18 protein-coding genes are annotated in these 17,206 nt (G+C 69.5%); 10 read left to right on the top strand and 8 right to left on the bottom strand.

Annotated elements, in window-relative coordinates; genetic code table 11:
• Positions 1 to 19: 19 nt before the first annotated feature.
• Positions 20 to 496, bottom strand: a complete 477-nt coding sequence (locus tag HLK59_RS39875; RefSeq protein WP_171146540.1) for a hypothetical protein — start codon at positions 494 to 496, stop codon at positions 20 to 22.
• A 132-nt stretch (positions 497 to 628) separates the two neighbouring features.
• Here HLK59_RS39875 and HLK59_RS39870 point away from each other — a divergent pair, with 132 nt between their 5' ends.
• Positions 629 to 964: a YnfA family protein gene (locus HLK59_RS39870; protein WP_171146539.1), complete on the top strand. Its 336-nt coding sequence runs from the start codon at positions 629 to 631 to the stop codon at positions 962 to 964.
• Between the two features lie 12 nt (positions 965 to 976).
• Here HLK59_RS39870 and HLK59_RS39865 read toward each other — a convergent pair whose 3' ends face one another.
• On the bottom strand, positions 977 to 1,411 hold the full coding sequence (locus tag HLK59_RS39865) for a nuclear transport factor 2 family protein (RefSeq protein WP_171146538.1): 435 nt from the start codon (positions 1,409 to 1,411) through the stop codon (positions 977 to 979).
• A 149-nt stretch (positions 1,412 to 1,560) separates the two neighbouring features.
• Here HLK59_RS39865 and HLK59_RS39860 point away from each other — a divergent pair, with 149 nt between their 5' ends.
• The gene (locus HLK59_RS39860) at positions 1,561 to 2,325 is read left to right on the top strand and encodes an SDR family oxidoreductase (RefSeq protein WP_171146537.1); all 765 of its coding nucleotides are present in this window, start codon (positions 1,561 to 1,563) and stop codon (positions 2,323 to 2,325) included.
• A 75-nt stretch (positions 2,326 to 2,400) separates the two neighbouring features.
• On the top strand, positions 2,401 to 3,666 hold the full coding sequence (locus tag HLK59_RS39855; RefSeq protein ID WP_171146536.1) for a GNAT family N-acetyltransferase: 1,266 nt from the start codon (positions 2,401 to 2,403) through the stop codon (positions 3,664 to 3,666).
• 41 nt (positions 3,667 to 3,707) lie between these two features.
• Here HLK59_RS39855 and HLK59_RS39850 read toward each other — a convergent pair whose 3' ends face one another.
• The gene (locus HLK59_RS39850) at positions 3,708 to 4,901 is read right to left on the bottom strand and encodes an RtcB family protein (protein WP_171146535.1); all 1,194 of its coding nucleotides are present in this window, start codon (positions 4,899 to 4,901) and stop codon (positions 3,708 to 3,710) included.
• Between the two features lie 171 nt (positions 4,902 to 5,072).
• Here HLK59_RS39850 and HLK59_RS39845 point away from each other — a divergent pair, with 171 nt between their 5' ends.
• The 3 genes from HLK59_RS39845 (at position 5,073) to HLK59_RS39835 (ending at position 8,231) form a co-directional block, all read left to right on the top strand.
• Positions 5,073 to 5,897, top strand: coding sequence for a DUF3558 domain-containing protein (locus HLK59_RS39845; RefSeq protein ID WP_171146534.1), 825 nt, complete (start codon positions 5,073 to 5,075; stop codon positions 5,895 to 5,897).
• Between the two features lie 124 nt (positions 5,898 to 6,021).
• Positions 6,022 to 6,882 (top strand): DUF3558 domain-containing protein, encoded by an 861-nt coding sequence (locus HLK59_RS39840; RefSeq protein WP_171146533.1) that lies wholly within the window; start codon positions 6,022 to 6,024, stop codon positions 6,880 to 6,882.
• Between the two features lie 92 nt (positions 6,883 to 6,974).
• On the top strand, positions 6,975 to 8,231 hold the full coding sequence (locus HLK59_RS39835; protein ID WP_171146532.1) for a DUF2637 domain-containing protein: 1,257 nt from the start codon (positions 6,975 to 6,977) through the stop codon (positions 8,229 to 8,231).
• 70 nt (positions 8,232 to 8,301) lie between these two features.
• Here the strand turns inward: HLK59_RS39835 and lysS are convergent, their stop codons facing one another.
• Positions 8,302 to 10,038, bottom strand: a complete 1,737-nt coding sequence (gene lysS, locus HLK59_RS39830; RefSeq protein WP_171146531.1) for a lysine--tRNA ligase — start codon at positions 10,036 to 10,038, stop codon at positions 8,302 to 8,304.
• A gap of 209 nt (positions 10,039 to 10,247) precedes the next feature.
• Here lysS and argS point away from each other — a divergent pair, with 209 nt between their 5' ends.
• Complete coding sequence (argS, locus tag HLK59_RS39825; RefSeq protein ID WP_171146530.1) at positions 10,248 to 12,002, top strand: arginine--tRNA ligase; 1,755 nt, start codon at positions 10,248 to 10,250, stop codon at positions 12,000 to 12,002.
• 1 nt (position 12,003) lies between these two features.
• Here argS and HLK59_RS39820 read toward each other — a convergent pair whose 3' ends face one another.
• Positions 12,004 to 12,426, bottom strand: a complete 423-nt coding sequence (locus HLK59_RS39820) for an ATP-binding protein (protein ID WP_171146529.1) — start codon at positions 12,424 to 12,426, stop codon at positions 12,004 to 12,006.
• A gap of 113 nt (positions 12,427 to 12,539) precedes the next feature.
• Between HLK59_RS39820 and HLK59_RS39815 the strand changes: the two genes are divergently transcribed.
• Positions 12,540 to 13,367 (top strand): helix-turn-helix transcriptional regulator, encoded by an 828-nt coding sequence (locus HLK59_RS39815; protein WP_171146528.1) that lies wholly within the window; start codon positions 12,540 to 12,542, stop codon positions 13,365 to 13,367.
• Complete coding sequence (locus HLK59_RS39810) at positions 13,364 to 13,543, top strand: DUF397 domain-containing protein (protein ID WP_171146527.1); 180 nt, start codon at positions 13,364 to 13,366, stop codon at positions 13,541 to 13,543. The genes HLK59_RS39815 and HLK59_RS39810 overlap by 4 nt, the downstream gene beginning before the upstream one ends.
• A 23-nt stretch (positions 13,544 to 13,566) precedes the next feature.
• Here HLK59_RS39810 and HLK59_RS39805 read toward each other — a convergent pair whose 3' ends face one another.
• Together HLK59_RS39805 and HLK59_RS39800 are read right to left on the bottom strand one after the other, a co-directional pair.
• Entirely contained in the window at positions 13,567 to 14,532 is a 966-nt protein-coding gene (locus tag HLK59_RS39805) for a hypothetical protein (RefSeq protein WP_171146526.1), read from the bottom strand.
• On the bottom strand, positions 14,532 to 15,143 hold the full coding sequence (locus tag HLK59_RS39800; RefSeq protein ID WP_346779920.1) for an RNA polymerase sigma factor: 612 nt from the start codon (positions 15,141 to 15,143) through the stop codon (positions 14,532 to 14,534). The genes HLK59_RS39805 and HLK59_RS39800 overlap by 1 nt, the downstream gene beginning before the upstream one ends.
• Before the next feature lie 301 nt (positions 15,144 to 15,444).
• Between HLK59_RS39800 and HLK59_RS39795 the strand changes: the two genes are divergently transcribed.
• Positions 15,445 to 16,227 (top strand): DUF4253 domain-containing protein, encoded by a 783-nt coding sequence (locus HLK59_RS39795; RefSeq protein ID WP_171146525.1) that lies wholly within the window; start codon positions 15,445 to 15,447, stop codon positions 16,225 to 16,227.
• On the opposite strand, the gene HLK59_RS39790 is transcribed toward HLK59_RS39795, so the two are convergent.
• Positions 16,197 to 17,045, bottom strand: coding sequence for an arylamine N-acetyltransferase (locus HLK59_RS39790; protein WP_171146524.1), 849 nt, complete (start codon positions 17,043 to 17,045; stop codon positions 16,197 to 16,199). The two genes, HLK59_RS39795 and HLK59_RS39790, sit on opposite strands and share 31 nt — an antisense overlap.
• Between the last annotated feature and the right edge of the window lie 161 nt (positions 17,046 to 17,206).

Genomic DNA, 17,206 nt, shown 5'->3' with positions numbered 1-17,206 from the left:
CCGGTCCACCGGCCCACTGTCAGAAGTAGTACGTGTCTCCCGTGTCCAGAACCAGCACCCGCTGACGATCGTTCGCACGGTTGCGGTCCACCACCCCGGCGCTCCACACCGTGTCGATCTCCAGCAGCGCCTCGGACGGCTCGCCCCTCAGGCGCAGCCGCAGGCCGATCTGGTCCCCCAGCCCGTCCGCGGCCAGCGCGCCCACCCGGCCCAGCACCCCCCGCGGGCCCAGCCGTGCGCACCCGTCCGGCAGCAGCTGCCGGTTCGCCAGCGGCTCCGACCAGCGCAGCCGCACCGTCGCGTCGGGCACCGCGGACGGCCCGTGGTTCCGCGGCGTGAACCGCACCTCGACCTGACCCGCGGCCATGGAGACGGCACCGTGATAGGCCAGATCGGCCTCGGGCCCGTCCGCGGAGGTCTCCGCCCCCGCGAAAGCCCCCGGCACCGCCCCGCCGACCACCAGCACGGCCGCGACGCACACAGCAACAACCCGCATACCGGCACTCCTCACTCCAGCGTGGCCAAACCCTCGGATGTATCCCACGCGGAGCGGGCGACAGGTGCCCTCCAACCGGTGACTGGACCCATATGGCCAGGTGACGTGGACCCATATGGCAGGCTGCGCGGCATGCTCGTCGTCCGCTCCGCCGCCCTCTTCGTCGTCGCCGCGCTCTTCGAGATCGGCGGCGCCTGGCTGGTCTGGCAGGGCGTACGGGAGCACCGCGGCTGGCTGTGGGCGGCCAGCGGCGTGCTGGCCCTCGGCGCCTACGGTTTCGTCGCCACCTTCCAGCCCGACGCCCACTTCGGCCGCATCCTCGCCGCGTACGGCGGGATCTTCGTCGCCGGTTCGATCCTGTGGGGCGCCGTCGCGGACGGCTACCGACCCGACCGCTGGGACGTCACGGGCGCACTGGTCTGCCTCGCGGGCATGGCGGTGATCATGTGGGCCCCGCGGGGTGACTGAGCGGGCCGGCCGCTACGGCGTCTCGTCGGGCAGCAGTCCGAGCTGCCCCAGGAACTCCATCTCGTCGAAGTAGAGCCGGTAGTCCACGATCCGGCCGTCCTTCACCGTGGCGATGTCCACCCCGCGGATCCTGACGTCCTTCTGTGTCGCGGGGAGCGACTCCCCGGTGGGCAGCTGGATCGGACCGGTGTTCCGCCCGCTGAAGATGCCCTCGTCGATGGCCGTGTCACCGGCCTCGTAGGAGTGCAACGACTCGAACCTGGCGCCGGGCACCGCCTCCGTCATCTGCCGCCAGTACTCGACGATGTTGTCCCGACCATGGATCTCACCCTCGTCCGGGGTGTACGCGACCGCGTCCTGCGCGTACAGCTCCCCGACGGCCTTGATGTCCGGGTGCGTGGTCAGCGCCTCCGTGAGCCGGTCCATGACCTCTCGCGCTTCACCCATAATCCACCTCGATGTGCCGGAGGATCACCCTCCCCATGGTCTCACCGGGCCCGCGATCCGGACCACCCCGGGGCGGATCACGGGAGCCGCCTATCCTGGGGAAAGTCGCCTGAAGGCCACCCGAACGCCGACCCGAGGAGCTCCCGCCCATGCCCAGCGCAGCGTCCCGCATCGCCGTCGTCACCGGTGCGAGCAGCGGAATCGGCGCCGCCACGGCCCGACAGCTCGCCGCCGCGGGCTACCGCGTCGTCCTGACCGCCCGCCGCAAGGACCGCATCGAGGCCCTGGAGGCGGAGATCACCGCGTCCGGCGGCCAGGCCACGGCCTACCAGCTGGACGTCACCGACCGCGCCGCGGTCGACGAGTTCGCGTCGGCCTTCCGGACCATCGGCGTCCTGGTCAACAACGCGGGCGGCGCGCTCGGCGCCGACCCGGTCGCGACCGGCGACCCGGCCGACTGGCGCTCGATGTACGAGACGAACGTCCTCGGCACCCTGAACGTCACCCAGGCCCTCCTGCCCAAGCTGGTCGCGAGCGGCGACGGCACGGTGGTCGTCGTCTCCTCCACCGCCGGCCACGGCACCTACGAGGGCGGCGGTGGTTACGTCGCCGCCAAGCACGGCGCCCACGTCCTCGCCGAGACGCTCCGCCTGGAGATCGTGGGCCGGCCGGTCCGTGTCATCGAGATCGCGCCCGGCATGGTGAAGACGGACGAGTTCGCCGTGACCCGCTTCGGCGGCGACAAGGAGAAGGCGGAGAAGGTCTACGAGGGTGTCGCCGAGCCCCTGACGGCCGACGACGTCGCGGAGACGATCACCTGGGCCGTCACCCGCCCCCACCACGTCAACGTGGACCTCCTGGTCCTGCGCCCCCGCGCGCAGGCGTCGAACACGAAGGTCCACAGGGAGCTGTAGGGGTGCCTTCGGCATCCACATCGTGGCCTTCGTGATGATCTACGCCGTGACGCACGCGAAGTAGGGTCGCTGTCCGTGGACAGACATGTGCGCTTCGAGACCTTGCGTAACTTCCGCGACCTGGGCGGCTACCGGGCGACCGACGGCCGGCGCGTCCGCGCGGGCCGGCTCTACCGCGCGGACTCCCTCGGCAGACTGGCCGAGGGCACCGCGGACTGGAGTCGTTTCCTGTCCCTGGGGATCGGCACGGTGATCGACCTCCGCCACGACTGGGAGATCGAGGCGAGGGGCCGTGTCCCGGCCCACCCGTCGTTCGAGTACGTCAACCTCAGCGTCGAGCACCGCCCGTACGACCAGGCGGCGTTGGGCCCCGACATCGACCCCGGCCCCTACCTCGCCGAACGCTTCATGGAAGTCGCCGAGGACGGCACGAAGGAAATCCGCCAGGCCCTGGAACTGGTGGCGGCGTCAGCCGAATCGGACACCCCCCTGGCCTTCCACTGCGCCTCCGGCAAGGACCGCACGGGCGAACTGGCGGCCCTGATCCTGTCGTTGCTCGGCGTCGACGAGCCAACCGTCATCGAGGACTTCAGCCTCACGGAACTGGCGACCCCGGCCCTGCTCGCGGACTGGCGGGCGAGGAACGAGGGCCGCTCCCCGACCTGGCCCGGCTTCGCCCGCGCGCCCGAGTCGGTGATGCGGCTGTTCCTGGAGGCGCTCAACGCGAGATACGGCTCGGTGGAGGGCTACGTGACCGAGGCCCTGGGCATGGACGCGGGGGCACTCTCGGCACGCCTGCGCGAGCACCTCCTGGAACCGACGCCGTCCACCTGGCAGCCCCTCACCTACCGCCGGGCAACCCCGCGGGACGCCCCCACCCTGGTCCGCCTCCGCGACTCGGTCGCCCTGTGGATGCTGGCCCGGGGAATCGACCAGTGGAAGCCGTCGGAAAAGGACGAGGCCCACTTCCTGAAGCGCATGGAAGAGGGCGAGGTCTGGCTGGCGCGCACGGGCGACCACCTGGCGGGCGCCTACGAACTCTGGTGGACCGACGAGGCCGCCTGGGGCCCCCGCCCCACCGACGCCGGCTACATCCACCGCCTGATGACCACCCCTCACCTGGCACCCCCCGGCACCGGCCGCGCCCTGCTCACCCACGCCGAATCCCGCATCACCGAAGCAGCCCTCCCCTACGCCCGCCTGGACTGCCTCTCCACCAACCCCCGCCTCCGCACCTACTACGAGTCAGCGGGCTACACGGTCGTCGGCGAACAGCCCGCAAAAGACGGCGGCTTGGGCAGCCCGTACGCGGTGACCCTGCTGGAGAAGCCGCTGCGGTGACATGGCGAAGGGCCCGAGCCACAGCGGCTCGGGCCCTTGCGTCAGCCCTTCACGCAGACGACCTGCTTCAGCTTGGCCACGACCTCCACCAGGTCCCGCTGCTGGTCGATGACCTGGTCGATCGACTTGTACGCACCCGGGATCTCGTCCACGACGCCGGAGTCCTTACGGCACTCCACGCCCCGCGTCTGCTCCTCCAGGTCCTTCGTCGAGAAGCGCCGCTTGGCCGCGTTGCGGCTCATGCGCCGACCCGCCCCGTGCGAGGCCGAGTTGAAGGCCTTCTCGTTGCCGAGGCCCTTCACGATGTACGACCCCGTGCCCATGGAGCCCGGGATGATGCCGAACTCGCCGGAACCGGCCCGGATCGCGCCCTTGCGGGTCACGAGCAGGTCCATCCCGTCGTACCGCTCCTCCGCGACGTAGTTGTGATGAGCGCTGATCTCCGGCTCGAAGGTCGGCTTCGCCTTCTTGAACTCCTTGCGGATCACGTCCTTGAGGAGCGCCATCATGATCGTGCGGTTGTACTTCGCGTACTCCTGCGCCCAGAAGAGGTCGTTGCGGTACGCCGCCATCTGCGGGGTGTCCGCGATGAAGACGGCGAGATCGCGGTCGACCAGACCCTGGTTGTGCGGAAGGTTCTGAGCGATGCCGATGTGGTGCTCGGCCAGTTCCTTGCCGATGTTCCGGGAGCCGGAGTGGAGCATCAGCCAAACGGAACCGGTCGTATCCGTGCACACTTCGACGAAGTGGTTTCCGGATCCAAGCGTTCCCATCTGCTTTCCGGCACGCTCATGACGGAACTTGACCGCTTCAGCGACCCCGTCAAACCGCCCCCAGAAATCGTCCCACCCGGCCGTACCGAACCCATGGAACCGCCCGGGCTCAACAGCGGAGTCATGCATCCCCCGCCCCACCGGAATGGCCTGCTCGATCTTCGACCGCAGCCGAGACAGATCCCCCGGCAGATCATTCGCGGTCAGGGACGTCTTGACCGCCGACATCCCGCACCCGATGTCCACCCCCACCGCCGCAGGACACACAGCGCCCTGCATGGCGATGACCGACCCGACCGTCGCCCCCTTCCCGTAGTGGACGTCCGGCATGACCGCCAGTCCCTTGATCCACGGCAGGGTCGCGACGTTGCGCAGCTGCTGGAGCGCCACGTCCTCGACCGACGCCGGGTCGGCCCACATACGGATGGGTACCTTCGCACCCGGCATCTCTACGTACGACATATCGTCCTCATTCCCCCGGAATTATGTAAAAGCCTCAAATCGCAAAACCGGCGCCAAGATCAACGAATGGGACAGCGGACCGGCGTCCACGGCTGTGCGTGCGATACACATGGTGCCCAGGGGCCACCCGCGCCCAGCAACCCATTAACCAGCGATGAAGAGGAGCCGACCGTGCAGCGGAAGGCGTACGTACCCGGCGTCGCGGCGCTCCTCGTGGCGTTGCTGGCCGGCTGCACCAGCGGCTCGGACGACGGCGGCACCACGGACGACGCCAACCCCGGCGACGCCGGCACCGCGTCCGCCGCCGCCGAACCCGGCCGCTACCGCACCCTCCCGGAGCCCTGCGGCGCGGTCGGCCAGAGCACCCTCGACGCGCTGCTGCCCGGCATCCCGCAGATCACGGACGAGGCGCAGCGCGAGAAGGCGTACGAGGGCGAGCCGACGGTCACGTTCGACACGGACCGCAAGGTCGGCTGCCGTTGGAAGGTCGAGTCGACGGACGCGACGGACCGTCTGCTCGTGGATCTGGAGCGGGTGGTGTCGTACGACAACGCCGTGAGCGACGACAGTCAGGCGGAGACGCTGTTCGCGAGGATGCAGGAGGCCGCCGACCTCCCGGAACCCACGGACTCCGAGTCGAGCACGTCCGACGCGAGCACGTCCGATGCGAGCACCGAGAGCTCCAGCCCGAGTTCATCCCCTTCCTCGTCTTCTTCCTCTTCTTCCAGCACCTCTCCGAGCGCCACTCCCACCGATCTCCAGCCCCGGCTGCTCGACGATCTCGGCGACGAGGCGTTCCTGGACGACGCGCTCAGCAGCTCGGGTTCGACGGCTCAGCAGCGCACGGTGACTGTGGCGTTCCGCACGTCCAATGTGATCGTGACGGTCGTGTACGAGGAGCAGCCGGCGACGGTCGGTGTGGTGCCGGACAGTGAGGAAATGCAGGACAGGGCAAGGGAACTGGCCTCTCGGCTGGCGGACGCGCTGGCGGGTTGAGGGCCGCCCGGGCGCCTCGGCAAAGCGGGTGAACCAGAGCCGCACAGCTGTCTCACCGCGTACGGTGGCCCCTCGGACCCGATCCGACCGCAGGAGCACGAGCAGCGTCATGAGTGAAGGAACCATGCAGCGAGCAGCACAGCGAGACCAGGGTGGCCGGCGAGCGAAGCGTCTGAGCCACGTACTTCTCGGCGCGGCGGCAGTCCCGGTGATGCTGGTGGCGGCCGGCTGTTCCTCGGACTCCGGTTCGGACGACGCCGGTGGCGACAAGAGCTCCGAGACCTCGGCCTCCGTCAGCGCGTCGCCGACCGTGCAGGCGGCGACGTACACCTCGCTTCCCGACGCGTGCGACACCCTGTCCAAGGGCACGTTGGGCGATCTCGTACCGAAGGCGTCGAAGTCCGGCAAGCAGGGCAAGTCGGATGACATCAAGACGCGGGGCAGCTGCTCGTGGTCGAGCCTGGACAACAACGGCGTCAAGGGCTCCCAGTTCCGCTGGCTGAACGTCTCGTTGCTGCGTTTCGACTCGGACGTCACGCGTGGCGAGGGCGACAAGCTGGCGCAGGAGTACTTCGACAAGCAGGTCCAGGACGCGCAGGCGGTGGACGGTGCGAAGAACGCCAAGGCGGCGCCGGTCACCGGTACGGGCGAGGCGGCGACGCTGGTGACGTACGACCTGAAGAAAAAGGAAGGCTCCTTCAAGCAGCAGACGCTGGTCACGCGTGTCGAGAACGTCGTCGTGACCGTCGACTACAACGGTGCGGGTCTGGCCGGTGAGAAGACGCCGAGCGCCGACACTCTCGCCAAGCTGGTGAAGACGGCGGCCAAGGAGGCGGTGGCCTCGGTGACGAAGGCGAACTCGGGCGGCGGCACGGGCACGGGGGGCGCGGCGAGCCCGTCCCCGTCGAAGTCGGCGTCCAAGTCCCCCTCGACGTCTACGTCGAAGTCCACATCTCCGTCCAAGTCGACTGCGAAGAAGAGCTGAACAGGGGCTGACAGCCCCTACCGGCCACCCGTGCGCCGCACACATGTGCCACTCTGTTGCGCGCAACAACACGCAAGGGGAGGGGATCACGGGTGGCCGCGCCAGTGCAGTTGACCCGGACGCACCGCGTTCTCATCGGCGTCGTCGTGTTCGGCGCCGTGATCATCGCCGGTATCGGCTTCGCGGGGTCGTACGCGGCCGTCCGTGAACTCGCCATCCAAAAGGGCTTCGGGAACTTCAGTTACGTCTTCCCGATCGGCATCGACGCGGGCATCTGTGTCCTGCTGGCCCTGGACCTCCTCCTCACCTGGATCCGTATCCCGTTCCCGTTGCTGCGTCAGACGGCGTGGCTCCTGACGGCGGCGACGATCGCCTTCAACGGCGCGGCCGCGTGGCCGGATCCGCTCGGTGTGGGCATGCACGCGGTGATCCCGATCCTGTTCGTGGTCTCGGTGGAGGCGGCCCGCCACGCGATCGGCCGTATCGCGGACATCACGGCGGACAAGCACATGGAGGGTGTCCGCCTCACCCGCTGGCTGCTCTCCCCGCTGCCCACGTTCCTGCTGTGGCGCCGCATGAAGCTCTGGGAGCTCCGCTCCTACGAGCAGGTCATCAAGCTGGAGCAGGAACGTCTGGTGTACCAGGCGAGGCTGAGGTCCCGCTTCGGCCGTGCCTGGCGGCGGAAGGCTCCGGTGGAGTCCCTGATGCCGCTGAGGCTCGCGCGGTACGGGGTTCCGTTGGCGGAGACGGCTCCGGCGGGCCTGGCGGCGGCGGGCATCGAGCCGGCGGTGCTCCCTCCGGCGCCGGTGCCGATGGCGGCACCGCAGGTCGAGGCGCCGGTGGCGCAGCGGGCTGTCGAGGCCGCGCCCGTCCCGCAGCAGGCGGTGGCTCCCGTGGCGGAGCAGTACCAGGAGGTGCCGGAAGAGAGCCCCTGGTTCAACACGCCGCAGCAGATCGAGTACCAGGGCGACTACGACCCGGCGTACGACCCGGCCCAGTACGCCCAGTGGTACGCGGAGCAGCAGCAGGCCGAGCAGTACCAGCAACAGCAACAGCCGGTCTACGAGGAGCCCTCTTCGGAGGAGACGGGCAGCTTCCCCATCCCGGTGGGCCCCAGCCGCACGCGGGAGCTCGGCGAGGGCGGCGGCAGCCCGGAGCCGGACGAGGAGTCGTACTACCAGGTCTTCAAGAAGTCGATAAGCGGTACCGGCTACCCGACCCCGCGTGAGTTCAGCGAGAACGTGGAGGCGGAGTTCAGCCTCATGCTCGCGCCGGACGAGTCCAAGCGCATGGTCAACCGCTTCACGAACCGCTACAACGCGGAGCTGGAAGAGGATCACATCGCGTAGGCACGATCCCGTACGACGATGGGGGCGCCCGGTTCAGCACCGGGCGCCCCCATCGTCGTAGAACCTGCTGTTACGCCCCGAGCAGGGTCCGCACCCGCTCCTGCCCCACGGCCAGCAGCAGCGTGGGCAGTCGCGGACCGGTGTCGCGCCCGACCAGCAGGTGGTAGAGCAGCGCGAAGAAGGTCCGCTGTGCGGTCTTGATCTCCGCGGGCAGCTCCTTGGGTGTCGCGTCGGCGGAGAACCCGGCCTGCACCTTGGGCACGCCGTAGACGAGGTGGGTCAGTCCGTCGAGCGACCAGTGCTCGGCGAGCCCGTCGGCCAGCAGCCGCAGGGACTCCGTGGAGGCCTCGTCGAGGGACTTCAGCAGTTCGACGTCCGCCTCGTCGCGCACGATGGTCCGCTGGTCGGCGGGAACGTGCGTGTTGATCCAGGCCTCGGCCTTGTCGTACCGGGGCCGGGCCTCGTCCAGCGAGCCCAGGGGGTTCGCAGGGTCGAGCTCGGACAGGATCCGCAGCGCCTGGTCCGCGTGCCCGGCGGTGATGTCCGCGACGGACGCGAGGGTCCGGTACGGCATCGGCCGCGCGGTACGGGGCAGCTCGCCCTCGGCCGTCCGCACCGCACGCGCGTGTGCGGCGATGTCGGCCGGGAGGGCGGACCCGTCCGCGACCTTGGCGTCCAGCTTGTCCCACTCGTCGTAGAGCCGCTGGATCTCCTGGTCGAAGGCGATCTTGAAGGACTGGTTGGGGCGGCGCCGGGCGTAGAGCCACCGCAGCAGCTGCGGCTCCATGATCTGGAGCGCGTCGCCGGGCGTGGGCACGCCGCCCTTGGACGACGACATCTTCGCCATCCCGGAGATCCCCACGAAGGCGTACATGGGCCCGATGGGCTGCTTCCCGCCGAAGATCCCGACGATCTGCCCGCCGACCTGGAAGGAGGACCCCGGGGACGAGTGGTCGACACCGGAGGGCTCGAACACGACCCCCTCGTACGCCCACCGCATGGGCCAGTCGACCTTCCAGACCAGCTTGCCGCGGTTGAACTCGTTGAGCCGTACGGTCTCGGAGAAGCCGCAGAGGTCGCAGGTGTACGTCAGCTCGGTGCTGTCGTCGTCGTACGCGGTGACGGTCGTCAGGTCCTTCTCGCAGTTGCCGCAGTACGGCTTGTACGGGAAGTACCCGGCGGCGCCGGACGAGCCGTCGTCCTCGGCGGCGGCACCGGAGCCTTCGGCGGCTTCGAGCTCGGCCTCGTCGAGGGGCTTCTGCGACTGCTGCTTCTTGGCGGGGGCCTTCTTGGTCCGGTACTGGTCGAGGATCGCGTCGATGTCGCCGCGGTGCTTGACGGCGTGCAGGATCTGCTCGCGGTACACACCGGAGGTGTACTGCGCGGTCTGGCTGATCCCGTCGAACTCCACGCCCAGCTCGGCGAGCGCCTCGACCATGGCGGCCTTGAAGTGCTCGGCCCAGTTCGGGTACGCGGACCCCTTCGGCGCGGGCACGGAGGTCAGCGGCTTGCCGATGTGCTCGGCCCAGGAGTCGTCGATGCCCGCGATACCGGCCGGCACCTTGCGGTAGCGGTCGTAGTCGTCCCAGGAGATCAGATGCCGGACCTGAAGCCCCCGGCGCCGGATCTCGTCGGCGACCAGGTGCGGGGTCATGACCTCGCGCAGGTTCCCGAGGTGGATCGGCCCGGAGGGCGAAAGCCCGGACGCGACGACGACCGGTTTGCCCGGGGCCCGACGCTCCGACTCCTCGATGACCTCATCCGCGAAACGGGAGACCCAGTCGGTGGTCTCGGTGCTCTGAGCCACGGGGCACGTCCTTCTTTCTCCAGGGGCAGCCGTACGGTCAACAGCCGCACCTCCAGTTTAGGCGGCGCAGCCGCCTACAAGGGGCGCGGGGAACTGCGCGACCAGGCCCCACCGCCCCGCACCCGGCCACGAGACGGAAAAACCCCTTTGCGACCCCGTGGGATACTGACCGGGTCTGTAAAACCCACGAGGAGAACGGCTCCCACCCCATGGCCCCGGTCAAGTCCCTCAGCGCCTCCGTCGCACAGCAGCTCACGTCCGCGATCTCCGCCACCGTGCCGGAGGCCGCCGTGGACCCCCTGCTGCGCCGAAGCGACCGGGCCGACTACCAGGCCAACGGCATCCTCGCCCTCGCCAAGAAGGCCAAGGCCAACCCTCGGGAGCTGGCCACACAGGTCGTCGCGAACATCACCACCGGTGGCGTGATCAAGGACATCGAGGTCTCCGGCCCCGGCTTCCTCAACATCACGATCTCCGACAAGGCGATCATCGAGAACCTCGCCGACCGCTACGCCGACCCCGCCCGCCTGGGCGTCCCGCCGAAGACGAACCCCGGCATCACGGTCGTCGACTACGCCCAGCCGAACGTGGCCAAGGAGATGCACGTAGGCCACCTGCGCTCCGCGGTGATCGGCGACGCTCTCCGCTCCATGCTCGACTTCACCGGCGAGCAGACGATCGGCCGCCACCACATCGGCGACTGGGGCACCCAGTTCGGCATGCTCATCCAGTACCTGTTCGAGCACCCCGGCGAGCTGGCCCCGGCCGAGGACGTCGACGGCGAGCAGGCCATGTCGAACCTGAACCGGGTGTACAAGGCGTCGCGCGCGGTCTTCGACGCGGACGAGGAGTTCAAGGAGCGCGCCCGGAAGCGGGTCGTGGCCCTCCAGTCCGGCGACAAGGAGACCCTCGGACTGTGGCAGCAGTTCGTCGACGAGTCGAAGGTCTACTTCTACTCCGTCTTCGAGAAGCTGGACATGGAGATCCGCGACGACGAGATCGTCGGCGAGTCGGCGTACAACGACGGCATGCCCGAGACCGCCCGCCTCCTGGAGGAGATGGGCGTCGCGGAGCGCTCCGACGGCGCGCTCGTGGTCTTCTTCGACGACATCCGCGGCAAGGACGACAAGCCGGTCCCGCTGATCGTGCAGAAGGCGGACGGCGGCTTCGGCTACGCGGCCTCCGACCTGACGGCGATCCGCGACCGCGTCGGCGACCTGCACGCCACGTCCCTCCTCTACGTCGTGGACGTACGCCAGTCGCTGCACTTCAAGATGGTCTTCGAGGCGGCCCGCCGCGCCGGCTGGCTGACCGACGAGGTCACCGCGCACAACATGGGCTACGGCACGGTGCTGGGCGCGGACGGCAAGCCGTTCAAGACGCGTGAGGGCGAGACGGTCAAGCTGGAGGACCTCCTGGACGAGGCCGTCGAGCGGGCCGCAGAGGTCGTACGGGAGAAGGCGCAGGATCTCAGCGAGGCCGAGATCCTGGAGCGGGCGGCGCAGGTCGGTATCGGTGCCGTGAAGTACGCCGACCTGTCGACGTCGCCGAGCCGGGACTACAAGTTCGACCTGGACCAGATGGTCTCGCTGAACGGCGACACCTCGGTCTACCTCCAGTACGCGTACGCCCGTATCCAGTCGATCCTGCGCAAGGCGGAGGCGGTGGCGCCCGCCGCGCACCCGGAGCTCGAACTGCACGCGGCGGAGCGGGCGATGGGCCTGCACCTGGACGCCTTCGGTGACACGGTCTTCGAGGCGGCCGCGGAGTACGCCCCGCACAAGCTGGCCGCGTACCTGTACCAACTGGCGTCGCTGTACACGTCGTTCTACGACAAGTGCCCGGTGCTGAAGGCCGACACGGAGGCGCAGAAGGAGAACCGCCTCTTCCTCTGCGACCTGACCGCCCGCACCCTCCACCAGGGCATGGCCCTACTGGGCATCAGGACCCCCGAGAAGCTCTGAGCTAGTTACTCGGACAGGCCCCGGCAGGGTGGACGAACTCGCACCACACCACCTTGCCGGGGTCCCGCTGTCCCACCCCCCACTTGTCGGCGAGCGCGGCGACGAGAAACAGCCCACGCCCACCCTCGTCGGCCTCGTCCGCGACACACGGCTCACCGCCCCCGCTGTCGTGCACCTCCACCCGCAGTACGTCACCGTCGTACCGCACCCGCAGCAGGAACCCCCGTCCGGGCGGCGCCCCGTGCAGGAGTGCGTTGGTCGCCAACTCGCTCACACACAGCAACACATCATCGGCCCGCTCCCACGTCGCCAGCCCCCAGTGGACGAGGGACCACCGCGCGAACCGCCTGGCGGCGGACACAGAACGGCGGTCGCGGCGATAGAACTGGTCGCGCTGGACGGCGAGTTGGCTCTGCTCATTCACGGGACGAATGTCGCGCAGAGTCACTGGCGTGGATCAGCGAGTGAACCCGTACGGAATTTTTGTACGGGCTCTCACCCGGTGACGTACCTGTGCCCTGGGGGATTGAGACCGACATGAGCGCGAAGAAGCCACCGCGGCCGAAGAACCTGACCTCCATGAAGATGCTGGGCAAGCAACTGGCCGCGGCCCGCCGCGCGATGGGCTACACCCAGAATGCCCTGGCCGCACTGGTCAAGGTCGACGAGGAGACGATCGCCTCGATCGAGCAGGGCAGAAGGTCCCTGAAACCGGACCTGGCCGCCCTCCTGGACGAGATCCTCCAGACCAAGGGGATGCTGTCGGTGGGTGTGGCCAACCTGCCGGAGATCGACCAGTTCCCGATGTGGGCGGAGCTGTACATGGAGCATGAGCGGGAGGCGATCGCGCTGTCCCTCTATGCCAACCAGGTGCTGCCGGGCCTGCTTCAGACGCGGGAGTACGCGGAAGTCGTCCTCCGAGAGCGAGTTCCGGCGTACGAGGAGGAAGAGATCGAGCCGAAAACGGTGGCGCGGATGGAGCGACAGGAGATCTTGCATCGCAAGAGCCCACCCACGCTCAGCTTCGTCATCTGGGAGTCCGTGCTACATCTGGGCATCGGAGGTCCGGAGGTCCGCGCGGAACAGCTTCGCCATCTACGCTTCTGCGCAGAACTCCCCTGCGTGTCACTCCAGTTCCTGCCAACGGTCAGCCCCTCTCATGCAGGGCTGGCAGGCCCCTTCATCCTCCTGGAGACGCCCGACCACCAGCACTTGGCCTACATCGAGGGGCAACGCGGCAGCCAGTGGGTTTCCGACGCAGATGAGGTGTCCAGGCTCGCGCGCAAGTATGCGATGCTGCGAGCACAGGCCCTGTCCCCCTTGGAGTCGAAAGGCCTGCTGGACCGTCTGCTAGGAGAGCAATGAGCACCGAGGCACTTCAGTGGTTCAAGTCGACGTACAGCAGCGACGAGGGCGGCGAGTGCGTCGAGATCGCCACCCGGCCCCACACCATCCACGTCCGCGACTCCAAGAACCCCACCGGCCCGACCCTCCAGGTCGCCGCCACCGCATGGTCCGCGTTCATCGCGACCACCGCCTAGTTCGAACACCCCGTCGACGGACCCTAGACGCCAACTCCCGTACTTGCCCGCGCGTTTCCCTGCGGACGCCGTCCGAGCACATAGACGCGGGCGTACGGCGAGACCTCCTCGGACCGGTTCCGCAGGGCCTCGATGTCCGTGCCGGGTGGCCAGCGCGTGCCGGTCTCCGACCACTGGATGCCGTTGAGTCCGGGGTCGTTCGGGTTCACGCCGGTGAGGTCCGCGTCGGTGAAGTCGTCCAGCGTGCCGTCGAGCAGCGCGGCGACAAGACCGTCCGTGGTCGGGAGGTGGAGACGGCGGCCGGCGTCGCGGACGAGGCTGTCGGCGAGCGGGCGGGCGACCAGGTCGTAGGCGCGGACGCGTTCGGGGTCCCGGGCGCGGGCGGCGGCGTCGAGGGTGTCGGTGAGGGCGTGGGCGTCGTCGCGGGGGCGGCGGGCCTCGCCGAGGTCGTGTTCGAAGGTGCGGGCGAAGACCGCGGCGAGGTTGAGGGCGGCGGGGAGGGTCAGCGCGGGCGGCTCCGCCAGCGCGAACCTGCGGGCGCGGGCGTAGTCCCGGGCGAGGTCGGCGAAACGCCGGGCGTAGGGGGCGGGGAAAGCCTCGCCGGCCCCCAGCCGCTTCTCCTCCCGGACGAGGTCGTCGAGCAACTCCAGTGCCCGGACGAGGAGTTCGCCGCTGACGCAGGCGGCGATCGCGGGATCCTTGCGCGCGGCCAGCCGCTGTCGCGCGGGGAGGGCGCGCAGGGCCTCGGCGACGTCGGCCTCCGGCATCCACTCCCGGTCCGCGAGGTCCCCGGAGTCCGCCTCGTCCTCGGCATGGAGGATGCTCGCCAGCCCGCCCTCGACGTCCAGCACCAGCCCCAGACCACGGACCACGTCCTCGTGCCCGCCGGCCTGCGCCCGCACCTCGCTCAATCCGGCGTCGGGATCGAGGAACCGGGCGAGCCCGAGGCGGAACTCCCCGTGCTCACGGGAGAGCCACTCGTCGGCCATCAGTCCTCCTCCCGCCGCGCGAGATGCTGGGCGACCGCCTTGCGCGCCTTGAACAGGTTCGACCGTACCGCCGCGCCCTCGATCCCGATCAGCTTGGCGATCTCGGCCGGTTTCCACCCGTCCAGCATGAGGGCCAGCACCTGCCGTTGCCGTGCGGGCAGGCTCCGTAGGACCTGGACGATCTCCTGTTCCTGTAACCAGGACTCTGTCGCCTCGGGTCGGCACAGGAGGGTCGTGGACTCGGGTACTTCCTCGACGGGCTCCTCCACGCGCGTGGCGTGGCGGACGAACTCCCGGTAGGCGACCGTGTAGGCCCAGCTCCTGTGCGACCTGATCTCGTGCCAGGAGCGGTAGGCCTTGACCATCGTGTCCTGCACGAATTCCCCGGCCCGGTCCACGGGGGCGCCCTGGTAGACGAGATACGCGGTGAGCCTGGGCACGTAGGCGCGGTAGAAGTGGCTGAACGCCTCCTCGTCCTCGGGAGACAGGCCGTACGAGGGCTGCGCGACGCCTTCTACCGCCGGAGCGCCCTCCGCCGGAACGCCTTCCCCGGCGCCGCCCACCGGCAGCGGCTCCCTGGAGTCGTCCTCCCGCGGGCCCGGCTCCGTCACGCCGTCTCCCTCCCGTCCGAGGCGCACTGGCAGCGCGCCGCCCGTTCCCGCTCCCGACGCTCGGCCCACCGTAGCCTCAACTCCTCACGGATCAAGGTGACTACGTGAATTCCCAGCCCCGCCAGTGCGGTGACGACCGACGCCGTGCCCGGGTCCATCCGCTGCTCCCGTCCTCCGGGTCCGCGCCGACCGCGAGCCCCTTCGCATGTAAGAGCCGCCCCGTACGCCCCGCGTGAACCGCGTCCCGCAAGATCTTCGGGTGCCGCGGTCGTTGTCAGTGGCTGCCCCTACAGTCGTCGGCATGGCAACGCTTCCCAACCCGCTGCCGAGGCTGGCCTCCCTCGGCCTCGGCCTCCCGCCGGGCAAGCTGATCGACACGACCGACGAGGGGCCGTGGCACGAGCCGCTGCTCTGGCTGGGCGACGACCGGGCGACCCCGGCCGCCTGGTCCGCCCTCCAGCAGGCGCCCCGCGCGCACGGCCTGCTCCCGGTGGTCCTGGACATCGGAGGGGGCCATGGCGGCCCGGAGGAGTGGGAGTTGGCACCGGCGGAGGTGTCGTACCCCGGTGATCATGACGCGGAGGAGGTGCTGGCCGACTTCTGGGAGGAGTGCTGCGCGGAGGAGGCCGGCGACTGGCCGGGCCTCGCGGAGGCGACCGCCGCCGGGGCCGACCCGGACGCGACGGCCACCGGCATCGCCGAAGGCCTCCTCTCCGCCGGCGGCCCCCTCAAGGAGCCCCGCCTGGCCCTGGTCCCGGCCCGGCGCAGCGCCGACATCCCGACGGCGATCGGCTGGATGGGCGCGGTGAACTACGGCGACGACACGGCCCGTCTCAGCGCGGTGCTCCGCTCCTGGGAGGACCGCTTCGGCATACGGGTCGTGGCGCTCGGCTTCGACCATCTACGGCTCTCCGTGGCGGCCCCGCCCACGACACTCGCCGAGGCGCGGGCGCTGGCCGCCGAGCACTTCGCGTTCTGCCCGGACAACCTCTGGCAGGGCGGCGACACGATCCCGAAGGAACTGGAGGCCTACGCCGAACGCGAGTTGCTCGATCAGCCGGCCTGGTCCTTCTGGTGGGACTGAGGGACGTCGATCCCGAACTCCTCGTCCAGCAGCCGCGCGACCTCCTCCTCGGAGACCTCCCGCTTGCTGACCGTGCCGTCGGGTGATGTCACGGTCAGCTCCTGGCCGAGCAGCAGGACATGCTGGTCGCCGCTGAGCCGCTGCACGAACCGCCGCTGCACGAAGGGGGAGCGCGGGTGTGTGGCGACGTACCAGTTGGCCACCTCGAAGTCGGGCCTCTCGGCGGGGTCCAGCGTGAAGTTGTACTGCCGCCGCCAGCCGGCCCCCCACTCCGAGCCCGGCACATAGGTCTCCAGAACCCACAGGTCCAGGGGCCCCTGATGTGCCACCCGCACCAGCCGGTGCCGCCGCCCCGCACCCTCGAACTCGACGCCCGCCACCAGCGGCACCGGTTCCAGCAGCGCGCCGATCGCCGCGAAGCCGACGTCGGCGAGATAGGGCCGGGTCTCCCCCGGCACCTCCACCAGCAGGGTCATATGGGTCCGCGGACGACCCGAGCTCGCCGAACCGTCCGCGCCCACCAGAACCCGCGCCGCCAGCCTGGTCACCCCGAAGCCCAGCGCCTCCAGCGCGTGCAGGAACAGGATGTTGTGCTCGTAGCAGTAGCCCCCGCGCCGGCTACGGACCAGCTTGTCCAGCAGATCACCGACGGCGAGCGACGGAGCCGTGCGGTTGACGGCGTCGAGGTTCTCGTAGGGGATGCCCCGCGAGTGCGCGAGATGCACACCCCGCAGAGTCGCCACATCGGCGACCCGCTCCCCTCCCCACCCGATCCGGCCGAGATACGCGTCAAGGTCGAACTCCACTGTGTCGGACATGCCACAACCCTAGACACACCCCCACCCACCGTCCGCAGCCTTCAGCCCCAACGCCACCAACTGGCCCCTATAAACATATACGAGGCCAAGAGAAACATGAGCAACGCGGAAGGCGTCTTCTGTTTGAAAAAAAAAAAAAAGAAGGAGAACCGAACAGAGAA

Source organism: Streptomyces sp. S3(2020), from assembly GCF_013044505.1.
Taxonomy (GTDB): domain Bacteria; phylum Actinomycetota; class Actinomycetes; order Streptomycetales; family Streptomycetaceae; genus Streptomyces.
The sequence above is the reverse complement of the archived record's forward strand: the minus strand, read 5'-3'. Positions and strand labels throughout refer to the sequence as shown.

Excerpts from the sequence above, each read along its gene's own strand:
- HLK59_RS39795 (WP_171146525.1), top strand. The coding sequence starts at position 15,445 with ATGGCAACGCTTCCCAACCCGCTGCCGAGGCTGGCCTCCCTCGGCCTC.
- HLK59_RS39840 (WP_171146533.1), top strand. The coding sequence starts at position 6,022 with ATGCAGCGAGCAGCACAGCGAGACCAGGGTGGCCGGCGAGCGAAGCGT.
- HLK59_RS39860 (WP_171146537.1), top strand. The coding sequence starts at position 1,561 with ATGCCCAGCGCAGCGTCCCGCATCGCCGTCGTCACCGGTGCGAGCAGC.
- HLK59_RS39870 (WP_171146539.1), top strand. The coding sequence starts at position 629 with ATGCTCGTCGTCCGCTCCGCCGCCCTCTTCGTCGTCGCCGCGCTCTTC.
- HLK59_RS39850 (WP_171146535.1), bottom strand. The coding sequence starts at position 4,901 with ATGTCGTACGTAGAGATGCCGGGTGCGAAGGTACCCATCCGTATGTGG.
- HLK59_RS39810 (WP_171146527.1), top strand. The coding sequence starts at position 13,364 with ATGAGCACCGAGGCACTTCAGTGGTTCAAGTCGACGTACAGCAGCGAC.
- argS (WP_171146530.1), top strand. The coding sequence starts at position 10,248 with ATGGCCCCGGTCAAGTCCCTCAGCGCCTCCGTCGCACAGCAGCTCACG.
- HLK59_RS39865 (WP_171146538.1), bottom strand. The coding sequence starts at position 1,411 with ATGGGTGAAGCGCGAGAGGTCATGGACCGGCTCACGGAGGCGCTGACC.
- HLK59_RS39815 (WP_171146528.1), top strand. The coding sequence starts at position 12,540 with ATGAGCGCGAAGAAGCCACCGCGGCCGAAGAACCTGACCTCCATGAAG.
- HLK59_RS39790 (WP_171146524.1), bottom strand. The coding sequence starts at position 17,045 with ATGTCCGACACAGTGGAGTTCGACCTTGACGCGTATCTCGGCCGGATC.
- HLK59_RS39805 (WP_171146526.1), bottom strand. The coding sequence starts at position 14,532 with ATGGCCGACGAGTGGCTCTCCCGTGAGCACGGGGAGTTCCGCCTCGGG.
- HLK59_RS39875 (WP_171146540.1), bottom strand. The coding sequence starts at position 496 with ATGCGGGTTGTTGCTGTGTGCGTCGCGGCCGTGCTGGTGGTCGGCGGG.